Source organism: Achromobacter sp. 46006 (genome assembly GCF_059761975.1).
Genome location: NZ_JCBANN010000055.1, coordinates 1 through 18,477 on the forward strand (window position 1 = coordinate 1; position 18,477 = coordinate 18,477).

The window sequence follows — 18,477 nt, forward strand, 5'->3', positions numbered from 1 at the left end:
CGCGCAGCCAGCGCGCCAACGGCGTCAGCCACCACAGCTCACCCAGGTGGATGCCGTTCTTGAACAGGCAATGCTCGTGCAGCGGCAGGCGCGGGCGGCGCAGCGGCGTGGCCGCGCCCCCCAGGGCCACCGGCCGCACCAGCTCGACGGCGGGGTTGTCGGCGATCAGGCAGGCCAGGCGCGCGTCGACGATCCAGCGCAGCAGGCGCGCATCGTCGCCGTCCAGGCCGCTGCCGGTGGCGTGCAGGTGCGCGACATCGGGCTGGCGGCTCATCGACATCAGCGTGTCGCCGAAGCCGGTGTGCAGGCACACCATGTCGCCCGGCTCGATGGCCACGCCGTCGGCCTCCAGGATGCGCATCAGCGCGTCGTAGCCCACGGCGGTGCGCGTGCGGCCGACATGGGCCTCCAGGTCGATCAGCACGGCGCGGCCCTGCACCCCATGTTCGGCCAGTTGCTCGATGCCGAGCGCCCCGGCGCGGGGGCCGGGAAAGCGGGCCCAGTCGGCCACGGCTTGCGGATCCTCCGCGGCCGCCACGATTTCGGCGCCGGCCCGAAAGCCGTTGTAGAACACCGCCTCGGCCTGCCCGTCGCCATCGGCATCGAACCGGCTGCCCATGTGCGCCAGGCTGTCCCACTGCGTGGAATACTGCGTATTCATCAGCAGCACGTCGTCGCACACCACATCGGTGAGCAGCGGATCCTCCGACGCATAGGACCAGCAAAAGCCCTGGGCGCCCGCGCTCTTGCCATCGCGCAGCGTGGCGTAGCGTTGCGGCGGCAGGCGCCGCGGGTTCAGCGCCATGCCGCCCGGCACGTCCAGCGGCAGCGACAGGCAGAACGTCAGGCCCTCGCGGACTTCCGCGATGCCCTGCAGCACCTTGGCGCGGTCCACCAGGTTCATGCGGCCGCGCTGGTCGTCGGGGCCGAATTCGCCCCAGTTGCTGTCCGGCGGCGCGTGCTTCCATCGTTGCGGCATGGCGCGGCTCCTCAGGCGGGGGCGGCCGCGCGGGCCAGCACGTCCAGGGCATTGCGCGCGGCGGCCACGCCCATGTTGACGTAGGCGGCGCTGGTCACCCCGCCGACGTGCGGGCTGAGGAGAATGCGCGGCTCCTGCTGGAAGGGGTGGCCGGCCGTCATGGGCTCGACGGCGAAGCTGTCCAGGCCGGCGGCGCGCACCTGGCCCGAGCGCACCGCCTGCAGCAACGCGTCTTCGTCGACCAGGCCGCCGCGCGCGGTGTTGACCAGGACCACGCCGGGCTTGCATTGCGCCAGCGTCGCCGCGTTGACCAGGCCGCGGTTCTCGTCGGTCAGGGGGCAATGTAGCGACACCACGTCGGCCTCGCGCCAGATCGCGTCCAGCGGCACGCTGGCGATGTACTCGGGCAGATCGCGCGCGTAGGGATCGAAGCCGATCACGCGCATGTTCATGCCGTGCGCCATGGCGGCCATGCGCCGGCCGATGGCGCCCAGGCCCACCAGGCCGATGGTCTTGCCGTCCAGCTCCAGGCTCTTGTGCGTCGACTTGTCCCAGTGTCCGGCGCGCATGCGCGCATCCAGGCCCACGACCGATTTGGCGCAGGCCAGCAGCAGCGCCAGGGCATGTTCGGCCACGGCGGCGGCGTTCACGCCCACGGCGGCCACGACCTGGATGCCGCGCTGGACGGCGGCGGTCTTGTCGATGGTGTCGGTGCCGCTGCCGTGCTTGGAAATCACGCGCAGCGCGGGCGCGGCGTCCATGGCGGCGGCGCCCACCTTGCTGTAGCGCACGATGATGGCGACCGGGTTGTGCGCGCGGCACAAGGACACGATGTCTTCTTCGGCGGGCGTCTTGCCGGCGAACACCAGATTGAAATCCTGCAGCAGTGCGACGGCTTCCGGGGCCAGGTCGGCCGCGGTCACGACGATGGCGGCCTTGCCTGTGGCGGTCTGGTTCACAGCGACTCCCCTTCCTTGAGCACGCCAGCGGCGCGCAGCGCGGCCGTCAGCCACTTGGCTTCGGTGTCGCCGGCCTGGATCGCGGCGATGCGCGCGGCCTCGTCGCGCACTTTCTTTTCGGCGGCCGGCAGCAAGCCTTCGATTTTCTCGCGCTCGACCACGACCACACCGTCGGCATCGCCGATGACGAAGTCGCCGGGGTGCACGGTCACGCCGCCCACCGACACGGGGTGGCCGATGCGGCCGGGCACGTTCTTGGTGGGCCCATTGGGGTTGGTGCCGGCGGCGAACACCGGATAGTCCATTTCGATGATCTCCACGGCGTCGCGCGCCGCGCCATCCATCACCACGCCGGCGATGCCCAGCTTGCGGCAGGCGTTCATCATGATGGTGCCCATCAGCGCCGCGCTGAGGTCGCCCTTGCCGTCGATCACCAGCACGTCGCCCGGCTTGGCCAGGGAAATCGCGGCGTGGATCATGAGGTTGTCACCGGGGCGCACTTCCACCGTCAGCGCCGTGCCGGCCAGCTTCATGCCCGGATGCAGCGGGCGGATGCGGCCGCTGAGCGCGCCGCGGCGGCCGGCCACGTCGGCCAGGATGGCCGGTTGCAGTGCCGCCGCGCGGCTCACGATATCGGCGCCGACGCGCGGGAAGTCCTTGATGATGTCCTGGTTTGCCATGATTGTTCCTGTGGAAGGTTGGAAGGCGCGGGGCAAGGTCAGGCCGGCTTGATGCCGGCGTCGCGGATGACCTTGCCCCACTTGTCGAAGTCCGCCCTGCGGATTGCGTCGAGGTGCTGTGGCGTGCCCCCGGCCAGGGTGATGCCGAGCTGCTCGGCCAGCGTCACCAGCGCCTGGCTCTTCAAGGCGCGCGCGATCTCGGCGTTGAGCCGGGCGATGACGGGGGCGGGCGTGGCGGCCGGGGCGAACACGGCCTGCCATTGCTCGACCACGAAATCGCTGAACCCGGCCTCGGCCATCGTTGGTACCTGCGGCAAGGCCGGCAGGCGCTGGGCCGACGTGGCGGCGAGCGCGCGCAGTGCGCCCGTCCGTACATGCGGTAGCGCGGCGGCGGCGGGAATGAAGGCGAATTGCACCTGGCCGGCCAGCGTGTCCTGCAGCGCGGGCGTGTCGCCCTTGTAGGGTACGTGCAGGAACCGCGCGCCGCTCTTTTGCTGCAGCAGTTCGCCCTGCATGTGCAGGATCGTGCCCGTGCCGCCCGAGGCATACGCCAGGCTTTGCGGCGCCTTTTTCGCGGCCGTGATCAGGTCTGCGACCGTGCGGAACGGCTGGTCCTTGCCCACCACCAGGAGATGGGGAATGGTGCCGACCAGGATGACGGGCGCGAAGTCCGCCACCGGGTCATAGCTCAGCTTGCCGAGCACGTGCGGCGCGATCGCCTGGGGTCCGATCGAGGTGCCCAGCAGTGTCAGGCCGTCAGGCTCGGCGCGAGCCACGCGGGCCGCGCCGATGGTGCCGGTGGCGCCGGGACGGTTGTCGACGATCACGTGCGTGGCCAGCAGCGCGTCCAGTTGCTGCGCGATGGCGCGGCCCAGCACATCGGTGCTGCCGCCGGCCGGATAAGGCACCACCCAGGTGATGGTCTTGCCGGCGGGCCAATCCTGCGCGGCGCGCGCGCTGATGGCGGTACTGGCGGCCAGGGCCGCGCCAAGCGCGAGAAAGCGCCGGCGCGAGAGGGGGTAAGAGGTCTGCATGGGTTGTCTCCGTGTCGTTCTGGTAGTCATGCGGCAAAGCCGTACAGGGCCGCCGGGTTGTGCACCAGGACCTGGCGCAGCCGTGCGCTGCCGGTCCAGTCGGCCAGCCGGTCGAGCTGGCGCGCGTCGTCGGGCATGGGCTGCATGCCGGCCGATGCCGAGGCGTGGGGCCAGTCGCTGCCCCAGACGATGCGTTCGGGATTGGCGTCGAGATAGCCGCGGGCCAGCGCGTCCAGCGCGGGATCCTCGACGCTGTGGCGCGGGCTGACGAGGTAGCCGCCCGACAGCTTGAGCCAGGCGCGGCCCTGGCCGAGCAGGCGCAGCACCAGGGCGTGGGCCGGATGCGCGCCGGCCTGCGCCGGACTGATGCGGGCCATGTGGTCGAATACGATCGGCGCCGGCAGGACCGACAGCAGGCTGTCCAGTTCCGCCAGCCTCTCGGGCGCCATCAGCAACTGGATGTGCCACCCCAGGGGGGCGACCCGCGCCGCCAGCGGCAGGAGCTGGTCGATGTTGCTCGTGACCCCAAGCGAGAGGTTGAGCCGGATGCCGCGCACGCCGGCGCCGTGCAAGGCTTGCAGTTGCGCGTCGCTTTCGCTGCCATCGATCACCGCCACGCCGCGCGCCTGCCCGCCCAATTGCGCCAGCGCGTCGAGCATGGGACGGTTGTCGGCGCCATAGGTCGACGGCGTCACCAGTACCGCGCGCTGGGTGCCGAGCCGGGCCTGAACGGCGCGGTACTGCATCATCGTCGCGTCCGGCGGCAGCAGCTTTGCGCCCCTTGCCGCCGGATAGCTGGCGTCGTAGGCGTGGATGTGGCAGTCGCACGCCCCCGGGGGGGCGGCGGTGACAGGTCGGGCGTTGCCGCTGGAGTAGGCGTATTGGGCAACCACAACCGGATCACTCCACCTTGGCGCCCGAGTCCTTGACGATCTTGCTCCATCGAATGCGGTCGTCGTGGATCAGTTTGGCGAACGCCTCCGGCGTGCCGGTAAGGACGCGCGCGCCTTGCTCCTGGTACTTGACGCGCAATTCCTGGGTCTGGAGTGCCTTGTTGAACTCGGCGTTCAGGCGCTGCACGACGTCCTTCGGCGTGCCAGCGGGGGCGGCCAGGCCGAACCAGGTCACGGCCTCGAAGCCGGGGAAGCCGCGCTCGGCGATCGTGGGCACGTCGGGCATGTCCGGCACGCGCTGGGCCGAGGTCACCGCCAGCGCCCGCATCTTGCCATTGCGCACATGGCCGATGAGGGTGGGCACCGACGACAGGTACATGTCGATCTGCCCGCCGATCAAATCGTTGGACGCCTGCGCCGCGCCCTTGTAGGGAATGTGCGTGAGGTGGATGCCCGCCGCGTTCTGCAACTGCACCGCGGCCAGGTGGGCCACCGTGCCGTTGCCCGAGCTGGCGAAGTTCAGCGATCCCGGCTTGGCCTTGGCCGCGGCGAGCATGTCCTCGAAGGTCTGGAAGGGCGAGTTGGCCGGCACCACGATCACCAGCGGCGCGTCGGCCACCAGGCCGATGGCGGTGAGGTCCTTCTCCGGGTCATAGGGCAGCTTGGCGTACAGGGTCGGGTTGATCGCCAGGTTGCTGGTCTGGCCCAGCACCAGCGTGTAGCCGTCCGGCGCCGACTTGGCGACCGCGTCCACGCCGATGTTGCCGCCTGAGCCGGGACGGTTTTCGATGACGATGTTCCAGCCCGTATTGCCGGCCACCTTGATTGCCGCTTCGCGGGCCAGCACGTCGGTGCCGCCGCCGGGCGGGAACGGCACGATCAGTCGGATGGGTTTATCGGGGTATCCCTGGGCGACGCCCAGGCTGCTCATGCACACAAGGGCCAGGCCCGACAGCAAGCGCGCGAACGACTTCATGCTTTGTCTCCGATGTTTGTTTTTGGTGGGCGCATTGTCGAGTGATGTTCCATCTAATACAATACGAGTTCGTATAGCGGAACATGTTGCGTATGACGAACGATAGTGTGAACCCGGATTCCGGCGACACGGCGGGTGAGGAGGGCGTGGTCGCCGTGCGCCGCGCGATGCGCATCCTCGAAGCCTTTGGCGTGGAGGATCCGCATCTGTCTCTGGCGGAATTGAGCCGGCGCACCGGTTGCCACCGTTCCACCGTGCTGCGGCTGGCGCGTACCCTGGCCATGGACGACTACCTGGCGCAGCGGCCTGACGGCACCTGGCGCCTGGCGCGCGCCGCGGGCTGGCTGGGCGCGTGTTACCAGGCCACCTTCAACATCGTCGAGGTGGTCCAGCCGATCCTGCGCGAACTGTCGGCGGCGACCGGCGAAAGCGCTACGTTCTACGTGCGCGAGGGCAAGCAGCGCATCTGCATGGCGCGCGTCGAAGGCCCCAAGTCGATCCGGCATCACGTGCGCGTCGGCGCGGCCCTGCCGCTGGAGCTCGGCAGCCCCGGCCGCGTGCTGCTCGCCTTTGCCGGCGAACCGGGCGAGCCCTATGAATCGGTGCGCCGCGCCGGCTACATGGTCTCGCTGGGGGAACGCGATCCCGAGGTCTCCAGCATCTCCGCGCCGGTCTATGGCATCAATTGGACGCTGCAGGGGGCGGTGTGCATTTCGGGGCCGATTTCCCGCCTGAGCGAAAGCGTGCTGCATGAATTGAAAGAGCCGATCCTCGCCGCGGCCAGCCGCTTGTCGCGATCGCTGATGGGCGCGCGGCAAGGGCAGGGGGCCTGACGCGGTCTCGATAACCCCCCTCGCCGTCCCATCCACTGGCGTGGCGCATGCGCTACGCTACCCGTCTTTGCGCGCCACCGGCGCGAAAACCTAGGATGCCGCAATGAAAGGCGAACACCATTACGACGTCGGCGTGACCTGGACCGGCAATACCGGCAAGGGCACCGCCAGCTACACCGCGTATGCCCGCGACCATCTGATCCAGTCGCCGGGCAAGCCGGACATCCCCGGCTCGGCCGATCCCGCCTTCCGCGGCGACGCGGCGCGCTGGAATCCCGAAGACCTGTTGGTGGCCTCGCTGTCGGCCTGCCACAAGCTCTGGTACCTGCACCTGTGCGCGGTCGAGAACATCATCGTCACGGCCTACCGCGACGAGGCCCATGGCGTCATGCGCGAAGACCCCGAGCGCGGCGGCGCCTTCGCCTCGGTCACGCTGCGGCCCGAGGTCACCATCGCCGCGGGCGGCGATGCCGGACTGGCCGAAGCGCTGCACGCCCGCGCCCACCATTTCTGCTACATCGCCAATTCGGTGAACTTCCCGGTGCTGTGCGAGCCGCGCATCGTCGTGGCCGGCTGACACGGGAGGACTGGCCATGACCATGCCGACGATCTGGGGCCGGCGCAGTTCGTTCAACGTGCAGAAAGTGCTTTGGCTGGCGGGCGAACTGGGCCTGGCCTACGAGCACATTCCCGCCGGCGGCCAGTTCGGCCTGCTCGATACGCCGGACTTCCTGCGCATGAACCCGCATGGCCGCGTGCCGCTACTGCGCGATGGCGACACGGTGGTGTGGGAGTCGCACGCGATCCTGCGTTACCTGGCCGCGCGCCATGGCGCCGAGGCCTTCTGGCCGGCCGATCCGGCGCGCCGCGCACGCGCCGACGGCTGGATGGACTGGGCCCAGACGGCGTTGCAGCCGGCGTTCCTGTCGGGCGTGTTCTGGGGCTACTACCGCACCCCCGAGGCCCGGCGCGACCTGCCCGCCATCGCGCGCAGCCTGGCCGCCACCCATGCCTGCCTGCGCCAGCTCGACGCGGTGCTGGCCACACAACCCTATCTGGGCGGGCAGGCCCTGACGCTGGCCGATATCCCCGCCGCCACCGCGCTCTACCGCTACTACGAACTGGACATCGCCCACGAGCCCCTGGCGCACGTGCGGGCCTGGTACGACCGCCTGCGCCAGCGTCCGGCCTACCGCGAGCACATCATGGTGCCTTTCAGCGAATTGAAGGGGCGCCTGGATTTCTGACCCTTATCCGAGAACCGCATGACCTCCGCCCTGATTGTGATCGACGTGCAACGCGCGCTGTTCGAAACCGCGCCCGAGCCGGCCGATGCCGACGCCGTGCTGGCGCGCATCAATGACCTGGCCGGGCGTGCCCGCGCCGCCGGCGCGCCGGTGATCTATGTGCAGCATGAAGCGCCCGGCGGCAAGCTGGCGCATGGCGAGCCCGGCTGGCAGCTCGACACGCGCCTGCGGCCCGCCGATGGCGATGTGTGGGTGCGCAAGACCACGCCCGATTCCTTCCTGCGCACCGGCCTGGACGATGCCTTGTCGCGGGCGGGCGCCACGCATCTGGTGGTGTGCGGCTATGCCAGCGAGTTCTGCGTCGATACCACCGTGCGCCGCGCCGCGGCGCTGGGCTATCCGGTGACGCTGGCGGCCGACGCCCACACCACCCACGACAAGCCGCACGCGGCGGGCGCGCAGATCCGCGCGCACCACAACGCCACGCTGTCGTCGATCTCCAGCTTCGGCGTGAAGATTGCCGCCCTGCCGGCGGCCGATATTGGCTTTGGCGAGGCGAGGTAGCGGCCCATGGATCCCGAACTGCTGCAGCTGCTGGTGACGCGCACCATGCCTTTCGGCAAGTACCAGGGGCGCCTGATCGCCGACCTGCCCGGTCCATACCTGGCCTGGTTCGCGCGCAAGGGCTTTCCTCCGGGCGAACTGGGGCGCCTGCTGGCGCTGATGCACGAACTCGACCACAACGGCCTGTCGTCCCTGCTGGCGCCCTTGCGCCAGCGGTCGGCGGCGCGTTGAGCCGCGCGGGGAAACCGCAAGAAACAAATCTTGCTGGCGGCGTAGCGTCTTGGCACGCCCCGCGGCCGTGCGCGGGGCTACGATAGACCGGCGCGTTACCGGGCGGAGCACCTGGCCCGGGCGCGTTCAACAAAGAGAGGTCGTCATGAAGAAACTCCCGTTCACCGCCGTCCTGCTGGCCCTGGCCTGCCTGGGCGGCGCGGCCCAGGCGCAGAACGCGGCGCCGGTCACGCAGGAATTCCAGTACCCCAGCCAGCGCTCCAAGGACGGCAGCCTGTCGCCGCCGTCCACCTTGCGCATGACCGTCACGCCCGACCCGAACTCGGCGCCGGCCGTGATCCGCGACACGCCCGAGAGCCAGGCCGAGTACGTGCGCTGCCGCGAGGTATCCGACCGCGCCGCCGTCTCCAACGCCCAGATGCAGGCCGGGGTCGCCCAGTGCCTGCGCGAACTGGAGCAGCGCCGCCGGCAGCAATAAGCGCCGCGCCCGCCGGGCTTGGTCCGGCAGGGCCGCTTCAGGTCGGCCCGCTTCAGGTCGGGTTCGGTCGGGCCAACCCGCTTCAGGCAGGACCTGGTCAGGCCGGACCGGCCGCCGTGGCGGTCCTGGCCGAACCGCGCGCCCAGTGCCAGGTCATCAGGCCGGCGGCCAGCACCACCGGCAGCATGGCGGCATTCAGCGCCTCCCAGCCAAACGCGTCCAGGGCCGGCCCGGCGGCCAGCGTCGCCACCGCGGTGGCGGCATAGCGCAGCATTTCGGCCGCGCCCTGGGCGCGGGCCCGCTCGGACGGGCGGTACGACTGCGCCAGCAGCGTGGTGCCGCCGACGAACATGAAATTCCATCCCACTCCCAGGCAGAACAGCGCCGCGTAGAACGCCGGCAGCGACGGCGAGGCCATCGCGATCAGCGCGCAGGCCACGTTCAGCAGCATGCCCGCGCCCAACACCTTGGCCAGGCCGAAGCGCTGGATCAGCGCGCCCGCGAAAAAAGCCGGCGCGTACATGCCGACCAGATGCCACTGCATGATGTTGGCGCCGTCGCCGATGCTGTGACTGCACGCCACCGCCGCCAGCGGCGCGGCCGTCATGATGAACATCATCGACACCGATCCCACCACGTTGTTGGCCAACGCGGCGATGAACACCGGCTGGCGCGCCACAGCGCGCAGCGGCCGCGGCGGCAGCCCGGCCTGCGCCTCGTCCGCGGCCACGGACGTTTCGGTATCGCGATAGAAACCGAACAGCAGGGCGGCGGACAACAGCGCCAGCAGCGCCACCATCAGGTAGGCGCCGGCAAACGTCACCGGCGCGAACAGGTCGCGGCTCCAGGCCGCCAGCGCCGGCCCGGCGATCGCGGCGATGACGCCGCCGGTCATCACCACCGAAATCGCGCGGCTCTTGGCGGCCGGCTCCACCGCGTCCGCCGCCGCCAGCCGGTAGTACTGCGCGAATGCCTGGAACACGCCGACCAGCGCGGTGCCCGCGCAGAACGCCCAGAAATCGGCATGGAACACCGCCCACACCGAGATGCCGCCGCCCGCCGCGCCGGCCAGGGCGCCCAGCGCGAAGCCGTTGCGGCGGCCGATGCGCTGCATCAGCAGCGAAGCGAACCAGGTCACGACCGCGCCGGCCACGGTGATCAGCGCGAACGGCAGCGTCGACAGCGCCTTGTCGGGCGCCAGCATGTGGCCGGTCAGCGCGGTCAGGGTCAGGTCGATGGAGATGGCCGCGATGAACAGGCCCTGGCACACGGCCAGGATGCGGGCGTTGCGGCGGCCCGTGGCGGGCGAGGGCGAGGAGGGCATGGGAAAGGAAGGGGCGGACAGGTTGGGTTTGACAGGCCCCACTGTATCGACGCACACTTTGGCGTGGATGACATAATTCCCTCAAAAAACGCCAATCTGTCATGACCCACCACGTCGCCTTCCTGCTGGTGCCCGATTTCCAGCTGCTGGACATGTCCGGCCCCGCGGCCGTGTTCCAGACCGCCGGCCGTTTCGCGCGGACGGCGGCTGGCCCGGCATACCGGGTCCACGTCGTGTCCGAGCATGGCGGCGAAGTGCGCAGTTCCTGCGGCATTGGCGTGCGGACGCGACCGTGGCGCGGTACACCGGCTGATACCCTGGTGGTGCCGGGCGGCGAGGGCGCGCGCGAAACCGCCGTCACCGCCGCCTTGCGCGCCCGCCTGCTGGCCCAGCGCCAACAGGGCCGGCGGCTGGCCAGCGTGTGCACCGGCGCGCTGGTGCTGGCCGCCGCCGGCCTGCTCGATGGGCTACGCGCCACCACCCATTGGCGCCATGCCGCGGCGCTGGCGCGCAACCATCCCACGGTCCGGGTCGAGCCCGACCGCATCCATGTGCGCGATGGCGACACCTGGACGTCGGCCGGCATCACCGCCGGCATCGACCTGGCGCTGGCCATGGTCGAGGCCGACCTGGGGGTGGACGTGGCGGCCGAGACCGCGCGCGAAATGGTGGTCTACCACCGGCGTTCGGGCGGCCAGTCACAGTTCTCGGCCCTGCAGGACCTGGCGCCCGACAGCGAACGCATGCGCGCCGTGCTGGAGCATATCCGCGGCAACCTGGGCACGGCGCTGACGGTGGAACAACTGGCCGGGGTCGCCTGCGTCAGCCCGCGCCAGTTCCTGCGCAGCTTCAAGGCCGAGACCGGCGAAACGCCCGCCAAGGCGGTCGAGCGCATTCGCGCCGAGACCGCGCGCACGCAGATCGAGCAGGGCGATGGCAGTATCGACAGCGTCGCCCGGCGGGTCGGCTTCACCGACAGCGAACGCATGCGGCGCGCCTTCCTGCGGGTCTACGGCCAGCCGCCACAGGCGCTGCGGCGCGCGGCGCGCAATGCCGCGTTGGCATGAAACGGGCGAAAGCGGTAATAATAGTCACTCTCAATAAAGCGTCGGATCCCGCCCGGGTCCGCCACCGTGACCGCTTCGCATCCTGAACTCGACTGGGCCGTTCCGGCCGCCACGCCCTCCATGTCGCTGGCCGGCGGCACGTTGCGCTTCGAGCGCGGCGAGCGGGTGCTGGAAGACCTGACGCCGGGCCTGAAGCTGGTGCTGGTGCTGGAAGGGGGACTGCGCTACCGCGTGCCGGGCGCGCCGACCGCGCAAGTCAGTGGACCGCTGCTGCACCTGAGCCTGTGCCGCGACCCGCTGCGCATGGAGCACGAGTTCGGCGCGCGCCGGTCGCTGCGCTTTGTCTCGCTGCGCACCTCGCTGGACCACCTGCGCGACTCCCTGTCGCTGGAACCCGCCGACATCGTCCGCCTGCTGCGCGCGCCGTGCCACGATGATTCCTACGCCGAGGCCAACCTGCGGCTGGCGCCGCCGCTGCAGGCCCTGGGCCGGCAGATGCTGGCCTGCCCGATGCAGGGCGCGTTCAAGCGCATGTACCTGTCCGCCAAGGCCCTCGAACTGACCGCGCTGGCGCTGGGCGCCCTGCAGCCGGCACAGGCCGCGCCGCCGTCGCCCGGCCTGCCGCGCGCCGATACCGAACGCCTGCATCACGCGCGCGACCTGCTGCTGGCCGATCTTCAGCGTCCCCCCACCTTGCCCGAGCTGGCGCGCCGCGCCGGCGTCAACGTCAACAAGCTCACCACGGGCTTTCGCCGCGTGTTCGGATGCAGTGTCTACGCCTTCGTGCGCGAGCAGCGCATGGCCCAGGCGCACGCGCTGCTCGCCGCCGGCGAGATGAGCGTGTCGCAGGCCGCCTATGCCTGCGGCTATACCGATTCGCACTTCACCAAGGCCTTCCAGCGGCGCTACGGGGTGCTGCCCAGCGCGTTGGTTCCCGGTCGCTGAACATAGCAAAGAGTCTTACAAACGCCTACGCGCTGCGGATTCTTCTTCAAATTGTATGAGAATAATTCTCAGTATCAAAGAAGGAGAAGTACCCATGCGTTCAATGTCCAGGAACAAGGCGCGGCGCGCGCGGGCGGCGCGCCATTGGCCGCTCTGGCTGGCGGTGGCGGCGGGGCCGGCGCTGGCCGACGACATCAAGGATGCCAAGGACGCGGCCACACTGCCGGCAGTCACCGTCAGCGGCGAGCGCGAAGCCGGCGCCACGCAACAGCCGACATTGGGCAAGCTGCCCTTGAGCGTGCGCGAGACGCCGCAATCGATCTCCGTGATCGGGCCGGAGCAGATGCGCCAGCAGAACCTGCAAACCCTGGACGACGTCATGCGGCACGCCACGGGCATCACGGTGCAGCCGCACACTCGCCTGACCACGGCGTACTACTCCCGCGGTTTCAAGATCGACTCTTTCGAGCAGGACGGCGTGCCGACCATGATGGGCAATGTCGCCGCTACGCCCGAAGACGTGGCGGTGTTCGAGCGCGTCGAAATTCTGCGCGGCGCCAATGGCCTGCTGCACGGCGCAGGCAATCCGGCGGCTACCATCAACCTGGTGCGCAAGCGCCCGCAACGCGAGACCACTTTCGCTGGCGAACTCAGCGCAGGCAGCTGGGATCGCTATCGCGCCATGGCGGACCTCGGCGGTCCGCTCAACGACAGTGGCAGCGTGCGTGGTCGTGTCGTCGGCGTGCTGGAGGATCGTGGTTTCTTCTATCAGGCGGCAAACCAGAAGACCGGTCTTTTCTACGGCGTCGGCGAGGTCGACCTGGGTCCGGGCACAGTCCTGTCGGCCGGACTGCAATATCAGCGGGTGCGTTCCAATCCGCCGCCCAGCATGGGCGGCGTGCCGCGCTACAAGGACGGCAGTCCGCTCGGCCTGAAGCGCTCGACCAACCTGGAATCCATCGACAGCCATTCCAACTGGAACACCACGCGCGTGTTCGCCGACCTGGAACACCGCTTCGGCCCGGGCTGGACCGCGAAGCTCAGCTTCAATCATCTGAAGTCCGATTCCGAAATGAAGTACCTCACCGGCATGGGCGGCGTTGACCCGAAGACGGGCACCGGTACGACGCTGTACGGCCAGGGCATCCGCTACGACAACAGCCAGACCAGTTTCGACGCCTATGTCGGCGGGCCGATCGAATTGTTCGGCCGGCGCCACGAACTGCTGGTCGGGGCCAATTCACTGCGCACCACCTGGGAGAACTCCAACGCGGTCGCGCTCGGGACCGTCCATGGCACGCCCATCGATGTGTTCAACTGGAACCCCCATGACGTGCCGAGCTATGACGTCGGCCCCTACAAGTCCGATGGCAGGAATCCCGAGCGCGAGCAGGGCGTCTACGGCATGGGCCGTTTCTCGCTCGCCGATCCCGTGACCCTGGTGCTGGGTGGTCGCTTCGACTGGAGCCGCCTGGCGTCGCCGACCGCCGAAAAGCGCGTCAATGCGAAATTCACGCCCTACGGCGGGCTGATCGTCGACCTGAATCGCCAATGGTCGCTTTATGGCAGCTATGCGCAAGTGTTCAAGCCGCAGAGCGACAAGGACCGCGATGGCAAGATGCTCGACCCGATGACGGGTACCAACTACGAGGTTGGCGTCAAGGGCGAACTGGCGGAGGCGTTGAACGTGTCGCTCGCGCTGTTCCAGATCGACCAGAAGGATCGGGCCCAGGTCGCGCCTTCGCCGGTGCCTTGCCGGGGCCGGAATTGCCCTTCGATCCCGGGCGGCAAAGTGCGCAGCCGGGGATTCGAAATCGAGGCCGCGGGCAACATCACGCCCTATTGGAACCTGACGGCCGGCTATACGTTCAATACCACCCGCTACCTGACTGACACCCGCTCGGCGGGCCTGGCCCTCGCCAGCTTCACGCCCAGGCACATCTTCCGCCTGTGGACCGAGTACGCCCTGCCGGCGCTGGAGCGGCGCCTGAGCGTGGGCGGGGGCGTGCAGGTGCAATCGGGCTTCTACAACGTGGCCGGACCCATCACGCTGCGCCAGGGCGGCTACGCGCTGGCCGACATGCGCGTGGCCTACCGCGTCGACAAGCACGTCACGGTGGCGCTCAACGCCAACAACCTGTTCGACCGCGTCTACTACCAGCGCCTGAACGATGCCAGCTGGACCAACTACTACGGCGAGCCGCGCAATTTCATGCTGACGGTGCGCGCGGAGTATTGACCGTCGTCATCGGCTGAGGCGGCCGCGCGCATCGCTTGGCGCGTCCCGGCCGCCTCGGCCCGCCCGGTAAAAAACTTCCGCAATCGCCAGCGAGACTTCCGCAATCGCCAGTGGCGCGCCGCGCCGCTCTCTAGAATGGTTTGAGAATAATTCTCAGTAACCAGGAAAGAGGAACGGCGGTGCGATCAAGGTTCAGGAACAAGGCGGCACGGCCGCGCAAGGGCGCGGCGCGCCATTGGCCGGTGTGGCTGGCGTTGACGGCGGCCGGGCCAGCGCTGGCCCAGCAGGCGGGCGATGCGGCAACGCTGCCGGCGGTGACGGTCAGCGGCGAATCCGCCGCGACCGCGCCGACGCCCACCATGGGCAAGCTGTCTTTGACGGTGCGCGAGACGCCGCAATCGATCACGGTGATCGGCCAGGAACAGATGCGGCAGCAGAACCTGCAGAGCCTGGACGAGGTGATGCGGCACGCCACTGGCATCACGGTGCGGCCCTACCAGCAACTGACCACCGCCTACTACGCCCGCGGCTTCCAGGTCGATTCGTACGAACAGGACGGCGTGCCGGTGCTGATGGGCAACCAGGCCGCGTCGCCCCAGGACATGGCGGTGTACGAGCGCGTCGAGATCCTGCGCGGCGCCAATGGCCTGCTGCACGGCGCCGGCAACCCGGCGGCCACTGTCAACCTGGTGCGTAAGCGCCCACAGCGCGAGTTCGTGTTCAACGGCGCGGTCAGCGCCGGCAGTTGGGACCGCTACCGCGCCGAGGCCGACCTGGGCGGCCCGCTCAATGCCAGCGGCAGCGTGCGCGGCCGCCTCGTCACGGCCTTTGAAGACCGGGGGTATTTCTACGACGTCGCCGACCAGAAGTCGGCGTTGTTCTACGGCATCGGCGAGGTCGATCTAGGCCCGGACACGGTGCTGTCCGCCGGCCTGCAGTACCAGCGCATCCGCTCCACCACCAACATGGCGGGCGTGCCGCGCTACAAGGACGGCGGCGATATCGGGCTGAAGCGCTCGACCTACCTGGACGCGGCCTGGGACCGCTTCAACTGGAACACGACGCGCGTGTTCGCCGACCTGGAACACCACTTCGGCCAGGGCTGGAGTGCCAAGGTCAGCGCCAACTATCTCACCGCCGACAGCAACCTGAAGTACGCCGGCGCCTATGGCGCGATCGACCGCCAGACCGGCCTGGGCTCGGCGCTGATGGGCGGCGCCTACAAGTTCGACAACACCCAGGCCAGCGTCGACGCGTACGTCAACGGCCCGGTGCAACTGTTCGGCCGCCGCCACGAACTGCTGTTCGGCGGCAACGCCCAGCGCACCACGACCGAGCAGTACACCGGCCAGTTGACGCCGGCGCTGCGCGTGCCGGTCAACGTGTTCGACTGGGACCCGCGCAGCGTGCCGGAGCCGGGCGTGGGACCCTATACCTCGCCGGGCGAGACGCGCGCGCGCCAGCAGGGCGTCTACGGCATGGGCCGCTTCTCGCTGGCCGACCCGCTGACGCTGGTGCTGGGCGGACGCATGAGCTGGTGGAACCAGGACGCGCCCGCTTCGCGCCAGCGCATCGATCCCGAATTCACGCCCTACGGCGGGCTGATCGTCGACCTGGACCGCCAATGGTCGCTGTACGGCAGCTATGCCGAGGTGTTCCAGCCGCAGACCCAGCTGACGCGCGACGGCCAGGGGTTGGACCCGGTCACCGGCACCAACTACGAGGCCGGCATCAAGGGCGAACTGATGGACGGCGCGCTGAACGTATCGCTGGCCGTGTTCCAGATCCGCCAGAAGAATCGCGCGCAGCAGGATCCCGCCTGGCCCTGCGTCGGTCAGAACTGCTACTACGTGGCTGGCGGCGAGGTGCGCAGCCGCGGCTTCGAGGCCGAGGCCAGCGGCAACATCACGCCGTACTGGACGGTGGCCGCGGGCTACACCTTCAACACCAGCAAGTACCTGACCGACACGCAGGCGGGCGGCCAGCCGTTCGCCAGCTTCACGCCCAAGCACATCTTCCGGCTGTGGACGAACTATGCGCTGCCGACGATGCAGCGGCGCCTGAGCGTGGGCGGCGGCCTGCAGGTGCAGTCCGGCTACTCGACCGTGTCGGGCCCGGTCACGCTGCGCCAGGGCGGCTACGCGCTGGTGGACCTGCGCCTAGCCTACCGCGTCGACAAGCACCTGACCGCCGCGCTGAACGTCAACAACGTGTTCGACCGCGGCTATTACCAGAGCTTGTCGGGCACGGCCTGGAACAACCGCTACGGCGAGCCGCGCAACCTCATGCTGACCCTGCGCGCCGAGTATTGAACGGCGCGCCTCACACGGGCGGCGCGCGCCGTCCGGCCATCATTCGAAGGAGTAAACGGATTGGCCACGCTCATCCCCCCGCCAGTGTTCGACTGGCTCGATCATTTCGTGGCGCTCGGCGCCGACGGCGCCATGCGCGATATCGGCAAGCTGCGCCGCCTGGCGCCGCAGGAGGGCTGGCTGGTCGGCGTCAAGGCCGCGGCCTGCGACGCCGACGTGCATGGCGACGTCTGGGAACGCCATCCCGCGGGCGAGGAAATGCTCTGTGTGCTGGAGGGCCGCGTGGTGCTGACGCTGATGGACGCGACCGGCGCCGAAACCGACGTGCTCCTGGACGCGCGGCGCAGCGCGGTGGTGCCGCGCGGCGTGTGGCACCGGCTGCACGTGGCCTGTCCGGCCCGCATCCTGTTCGTCACGCCCGGGCATGGCAGTGAACACCGCCGCGCCGGCGCGGCCTCGCAAGCTTGAAGGAAATCGACGTGAAGCCTATCGCCAATGCGCGCCTGTTCGTCATGATCGGCGCGCTGTATTTTTCCCAGGGCATTCCGCTGGGCGTGGCCATGGAGGCGCTGCCCACGCTGCTGCGGCGCGATGGCGCGCCCCTGCATGCGCTGGCCTGGCTGCCGCTGGTGGGGCTGCCCTGGGTGCTGAAGTTCCTGTGGGCGCCGCTGGTCGACAACCGCTGGCGCGCCACGCTCGGCCGGCGCCGCAGCTGGATCCTGCCGATGCAGGCCGTGGTGCTGGCCTGCCTGGCGGCGGTGGCCGTGACCGGCATCGCCGCCGCCAGCGCGCCCTGGGTGGTGGGCCTGATGGCCCTGGCCTCGCTCGCCAGCGCCACGCAGGACATCGCCACCGACGGCCTGACCGCCGAGCGTTTCGAGGGCCAGGCCCTGGCGCGCGCCAACGCCGTGCAGGTCGGCGGCACCATGGTCGGCTTCTTCGCCGGCGGGCCGGGCTGCCTGGTGCTGGCGGGGCGGCTGGGGCAGGGCGGGGCGCTGGCGCTGCTGGCCGTGGTGGTGGCGTTCAGCCTGCTGATGGCGCTGGGGTGGCGTGAAACCGCCTTGCCCGCGCCCGCCGCCGCGCCGCGATGCGCCACGCTGGCCGGCTTCGCGCGCCGGCCCGGCGCCTGGGCGCTGGTGCTGGCGGCGTTCCTGTCAGCCATGACGGCGGTGGCGGGCTATGGGCTGTCCAAGCTGTTCCTGGTCGATGCGGGCTGGCCGGTGGACGCGGTGGGGCGGCTGGGCATGGCCGGTGGTGTGGTGACGGTGCTGTTGGGCTGCGGCGGCGGCGCCTGGCTGGTCGGGCGCCTGGGGGCGCGCGGCGCGCTGGCCATGGGGCTGGCGGCCTCGGGCGCCGCCGCGGCGGCCTGGCTGGCGCAGGCGCAAGGCTGGGCCGCGCAGCCCGCGCCGATGGCCTATCTGGCCCAGGCGCTGGGGTCGTTCGGCGCCGGCGCGGCCTCGGTGGCGCTGATGACGCTGGCGATGCGCTTTGCCGCCCGAGGCACGCAGGCCGGAACGGACATGACGGCGGTGCAGAGCGCGCGCGACCTGGGCGAAATCCTGACCTCGTCGCTGATCACGGCGCTGGCGGCGCGGCTGGGCTATGCCGCCGGTTTCGGCGGCGGGCTGCTGGCGGCGGTGGTCGCGCTGGTTTTCGTGGCCCTGGCGCTGCGCCGCCCCGGGTGACATGGCGTTTCGGGCGGTTGCGGCTACACTT

Annotated in this window: 19 protein-coding genes; 12 read left to right on the top strand and 7 right to left on the bottom strand. The window is 69.9% G+C overall.

Features of this window, described 5'->3' with window-relative positions:
- The 6 genes from AC6LKG_RS21015 to AC6LKG_RS21040 all read right to left on the bottom strand — a co-directional run.
- Nucleotides 1-979: cyclase family protein (locus AC6LKG_RS21015; RefSeq protein WP_498167705.1), on the bottom strand; the 979-nt coding region annotated here is incomplete at its 3' end.
- A gap of 11 nt (nt 980-990) precedes the next feature.
- Nucleotides 991-1,938, bottom strand: coding sequence for an NAD(P)-dependent oxidoreductase (locus AC6LKG_RS21020; protein ID WP_498167707.1), 948 nt, complete (start codon nt 1,936-1,938; stop codon nt 991-993).
- The gene (locus AC6LKG_RS21025; protein WP_498167709.1) at nt 1,935-2,618 is read right to left on the bottom strand and encodes an RraA family protein; all 684 of its coding nucleotides are present in this window, start codon (nt 2,616-2,618) and stop codon (nt 1,935-1,937) included. Before AC6LKG_RS21025 ends, AC6LKG_RS21020 begins: the two co-directional genes overlap by 4 nt.
- Nucleotides 2,619-2,656: 38 nt before the next feature.
- On the bottom strand, nt 2,657-3,652 hold the full coding sequence (locus tag AC6LKG_RS21030) for a Bug family tripartite tricarboxylate transporter substrate binding protein (protein ID WP_498167711.1): 996 nt from the start codon (nt 3,650-3,652) through the stop codon (nt 2,657-2,659).
- Between the two features lie 26 nt (nt 3,653-3,678).
- Complete coding sequence (locus AC6LKG_RS21035) at nt 3,679-4,545, bottom strand: amidohydrolase family protein (RefSeq protein ID WP_498167713.1); 867 nt, start codon at nt 4,543-4,545, stop codon at nt 3,679-3,681.
- Nucleotides 4,546-4,552: 7 nt separating this feature from the next.
- Nucleotides 4,553-5,521 (bottom strand): Bug family tripartite tricarboxylate transporter substrate binding protein, encoded by a 969-nt coding sequence (locus AC6LKG_RS21040; protein ID WP_498167715.1) that lies wholly within the window; start codon nt 5,519-5,521, stop codon nt 4,553-4,555.
- Between the two features lie 83 nt (nt 5,522-5,604).
- Between AC6LKG_RS21040 and AC6LKG_RS21045 the strand changes: the two genes are divergently transcribed.
- From AC6LKG_RS21045 to AC6LKG_RS21070, 6 genes are all read left to right on the top strand, one after another.
- Entirely contained in the window at nt 5,605-6,354 is a 750-nt protein-coding gene (locus AC6LKG_RS21045) for an IclR family transcriptional regulator (protein ID WP_498167718.1), read from the top strand.
- 103 nt (nt 6,355-6,457) lie between these two features.
- Complete coding sequence (locus AC6LKG_RS21050) at nt 6,458-6,931, top strand: OsmC family protein (protein WP_498167720.1); 474 nt, start codon at nt 6,458-6,460, stop codon at nt 6,929-6,931.
- Nucleotides 6,932-6,953: 22 nt separating this feature from the next.
- Nucleotides 6,954-7,601 carry a glutathione S-transferase family protein gene (locus AC6LKG_RS21055; protein WP_498167779.1) on the top strand — a complete coding sequence of 216 codons (648 nt, stop codon included), beginning with the start codon at nt 6,954-6,956 and terminating at the stop codon, nt 7,599-7,601.
- Nucleotides 7,602-7,619: 18 nt separating this feature from the next.
- Nucleotides 7,620-8,165: a cysteine hydrolase family protein gene (locus tag AC6LKG_RS21060; RefSeq protein ID WP_498167722.1), complete on the top strand. Its 546-nt coding sequence runs from the start codon at nt 7,620-7,622 to the stop codon at nt 8,163-8,165.
- A 6-nt stretch (nt 8,166-8,171) separates the two neighbouring features.
- The gene (locus AC6LKG_RS21065; RefSeq protein WP_049073045.1) at nt 8,172-8,396 is read left to right on the top strand and encodes a DUF3820 family protein; all 225 of its coding nucleotides are present in this window, start codon (nt 8,172-8,174) and stop codon (nt 8,394-8,396) included.
- A 145-nt stretch (nt 8,397-8,541) separates the two neighbouring features.
- Nucleotides 8,542-8,874 carry a hypothetical protein gene (locus AC6LKG_RS21070; RefSeq protein WP_498167724.1) on the top strand — a complete coding sequence of 111 codons (333 nt, stop codon included), beginning with the start codon at nt 8,542-8,544 and terminating at the stop codon, nt 8,872-8,874.
- Nucleotides 8,875-8,971: 97 nt separating this feature from the next.
- On the opposite strand, the gene AC6LKG_RS21075 is transcribed toward AC6LKG_RS21070, so the two are convergent.
- Entirely contained in the window at nt 8,972-10,198 is a 1,227-nt protein-coding gene (locus tag AC6LKG_RS21075; RefSeq protein ID WP_498167727.1) for an MFS transporter, read from the bottom strand.
- A 101-nt stretch (nt 10,199-10,299) separates the two neighbouring features.
- Between AC6LKG_RS21075 and AC6LKG_RS21080 the strand changes: the two genes are divergently transcribed.
- From AC6LKG_RS21080 to AC6LKG_RS21105, 6 genes are all read left to right on the top strand, one after another.
- Nucleotides 10,300-11,265, top strand: coding sequence for a GlxA family transcriptional regulator (locus AC6LKG_RS21080; protein WP_498167730.1), 966 nt, complete (start codon nt 10,300-10,302; stop codon nt 11,263-11,265).
- Between the two features lie 66 nt (nt 11,266-11,331).
- Nucleotides 11,332-12,210 (top strand): helix-turn-helix transcriptional regulator, encoded by an 879-nt coding sequence (locus AC6LKG_RS21085; protein ID WP_498167733.1) that lies wholly within the window; start codon nt 11,332-11,334, stop codon nt 12,208-12,210.
- A 94-nt stretch (nt 12,211-12,304) separates the two neighbouring features.
- The gene (locus AC6LKG_RS21090; RefSeq protein WP_498167735.1) at nt 12,305-14,449 is read left to right on the top strand and encodes a TonB-dependent siderophore receptor; all 2,145 of its coding nucleotides are present in this window, start codon (nt 12,305-12,307) and stop codon (nt 14,447-14,449) included.
- A 179-nt stretch (nt 14,450-14,628) separates the two neighbouring features.
- The gene (locus tag AC6LKG_RS21095; protein WP_498167738.1) at nt 14,629-16,761 is read left to right on the top strand and encodes a TonB-dependent siderophore receptor; all 2,133 of its coding nucleotides are present in this window, start codon (nt 14,629-14,631) and stop codon (nt 16,759-16,761) included.
- Nucleotides 16,762-16,821: 60 nt separating this feature from the next.
- Entirely contained in the window at nt 16,822-17,229 is a 408-nt protein-coding gene (locus AC6LKG_RS21100; protein WP_498167741.1) for a cupin domain-containing protein, read from the top strand.
- 44 nt (nt 17,230-17,273) lie between these two features.
- Nucleotides 17,274-18,446 (top strand): RhtX/FptX family siderophore transporter, encoded by a 1,173-nt coding sequence (locus tag AC6LKG_RS21105; protein WP_498167781.1) that lies wholly within the window; start codon nt 17,274-17,276, stop codon nt 18,444-18,446.
- Nucleotides 18,447-18,477: the final 31 nt, after the last annotated feature.

Excerpts from the sequence above, each read along its gene's own strand:
- AC6LKG_RS21060 (WP_498167722.1), top strand. The coding sequence starts at position 7,620 with ATGACCTCCGCCCTGATTGTGATCGACGTGCAACGCGCGCTGTTCGAA.
- AC6LKG_RS21055 (WP_498167779.1), top strand. The coding sequence starts at position 6,954 with ATGCCGACGATCTGGGGCCGGCGCAGTTCGTTCAACGTGCAGAAAGTG.
- AC6LKG_RS21065 (WP_049073045.1), top strand. The coding sequence starts at position 8,172 with ATGGATCCCGAACTGCTGCAGCTGCTGGTGACGCGCACCATGCCTTTC.
- AC6LKG_RS21090 (WP_498167735.1), top strand. The coding sequence starts at position 12,305 with ATGCGTTCAATGTCCAGGAACAAGGCGCGGCGCGCGCGGGCGGCGCGC.
- AC6LKG_RS21075 (WP_498167727.1), bottom strand. The coding sequence starts at position 10,198 with ATGCCCTCCTCGCCCTCGCCCGCCACGGGCCGCCGCAACGCCCGCATC.
- AC6LKG_RS21040 (WP_498167715.1), bottom strand. The coding sequence starts at position 5,521 with ATGAAGTCGTTCGCGCGCTTGCTGTCGGGCCTGGCCCTTGTGTGCATG.
- AC6LKG_RS21070 (WP_498167724.1), top strand. The coding sequence starts at position 8,542 with ATGAAGAAACTCCCGTTCACCGCCGTCCTGCTGGCCCTGGCCTGCCTG.
- AC6LKG_RS21045 (WP_498167718.1), top strand. The coding sequence starts at position 5,605 with ATGTTGCGTATGACGAACGATAGTGTGAACCCGGATTCCGGCGACACG.
- AC6LKG_RS21105 (WP_498167781.1), top strand. The coding sequence starts at position 17,274 with ATGATCGGCGCGCTGTATTTTTCCCAGGGCATTCCGCTGGGCGTGGCC.
- AC6LKG_RS21025 (WP_498167709.1), bottom strand. The coding sequence starts at position 2,618 with ATGGCAAACCAGGACATCATCAAGGACTTCCCGCGCGTCGGCGCCGAT.
- AC6LKG_RS21080 (WP_498167730.1), top strand. The coding sequence starts at position 10,300 with ATGACCCACCACGTCGCCTTCCTGCTGGTGCCCGATTTCCAGCTGCTG.
- AC6LKG_RS21050 (WP_498167720.1), top strand. The coding sequence starts at position 6,458 with ATGAAAGGCGAACACCATTACGACGTCGGCGTGACCTGGACCGGCAAT.
- AC6LKG_RS21030 (WP_498167711.1), bottom strand. The coding sequence starts at position 3,652 with ATGCAGACCTCTTACCCCCTCTCGCGCCGGCGCTTTCTCGCGCTTGGC.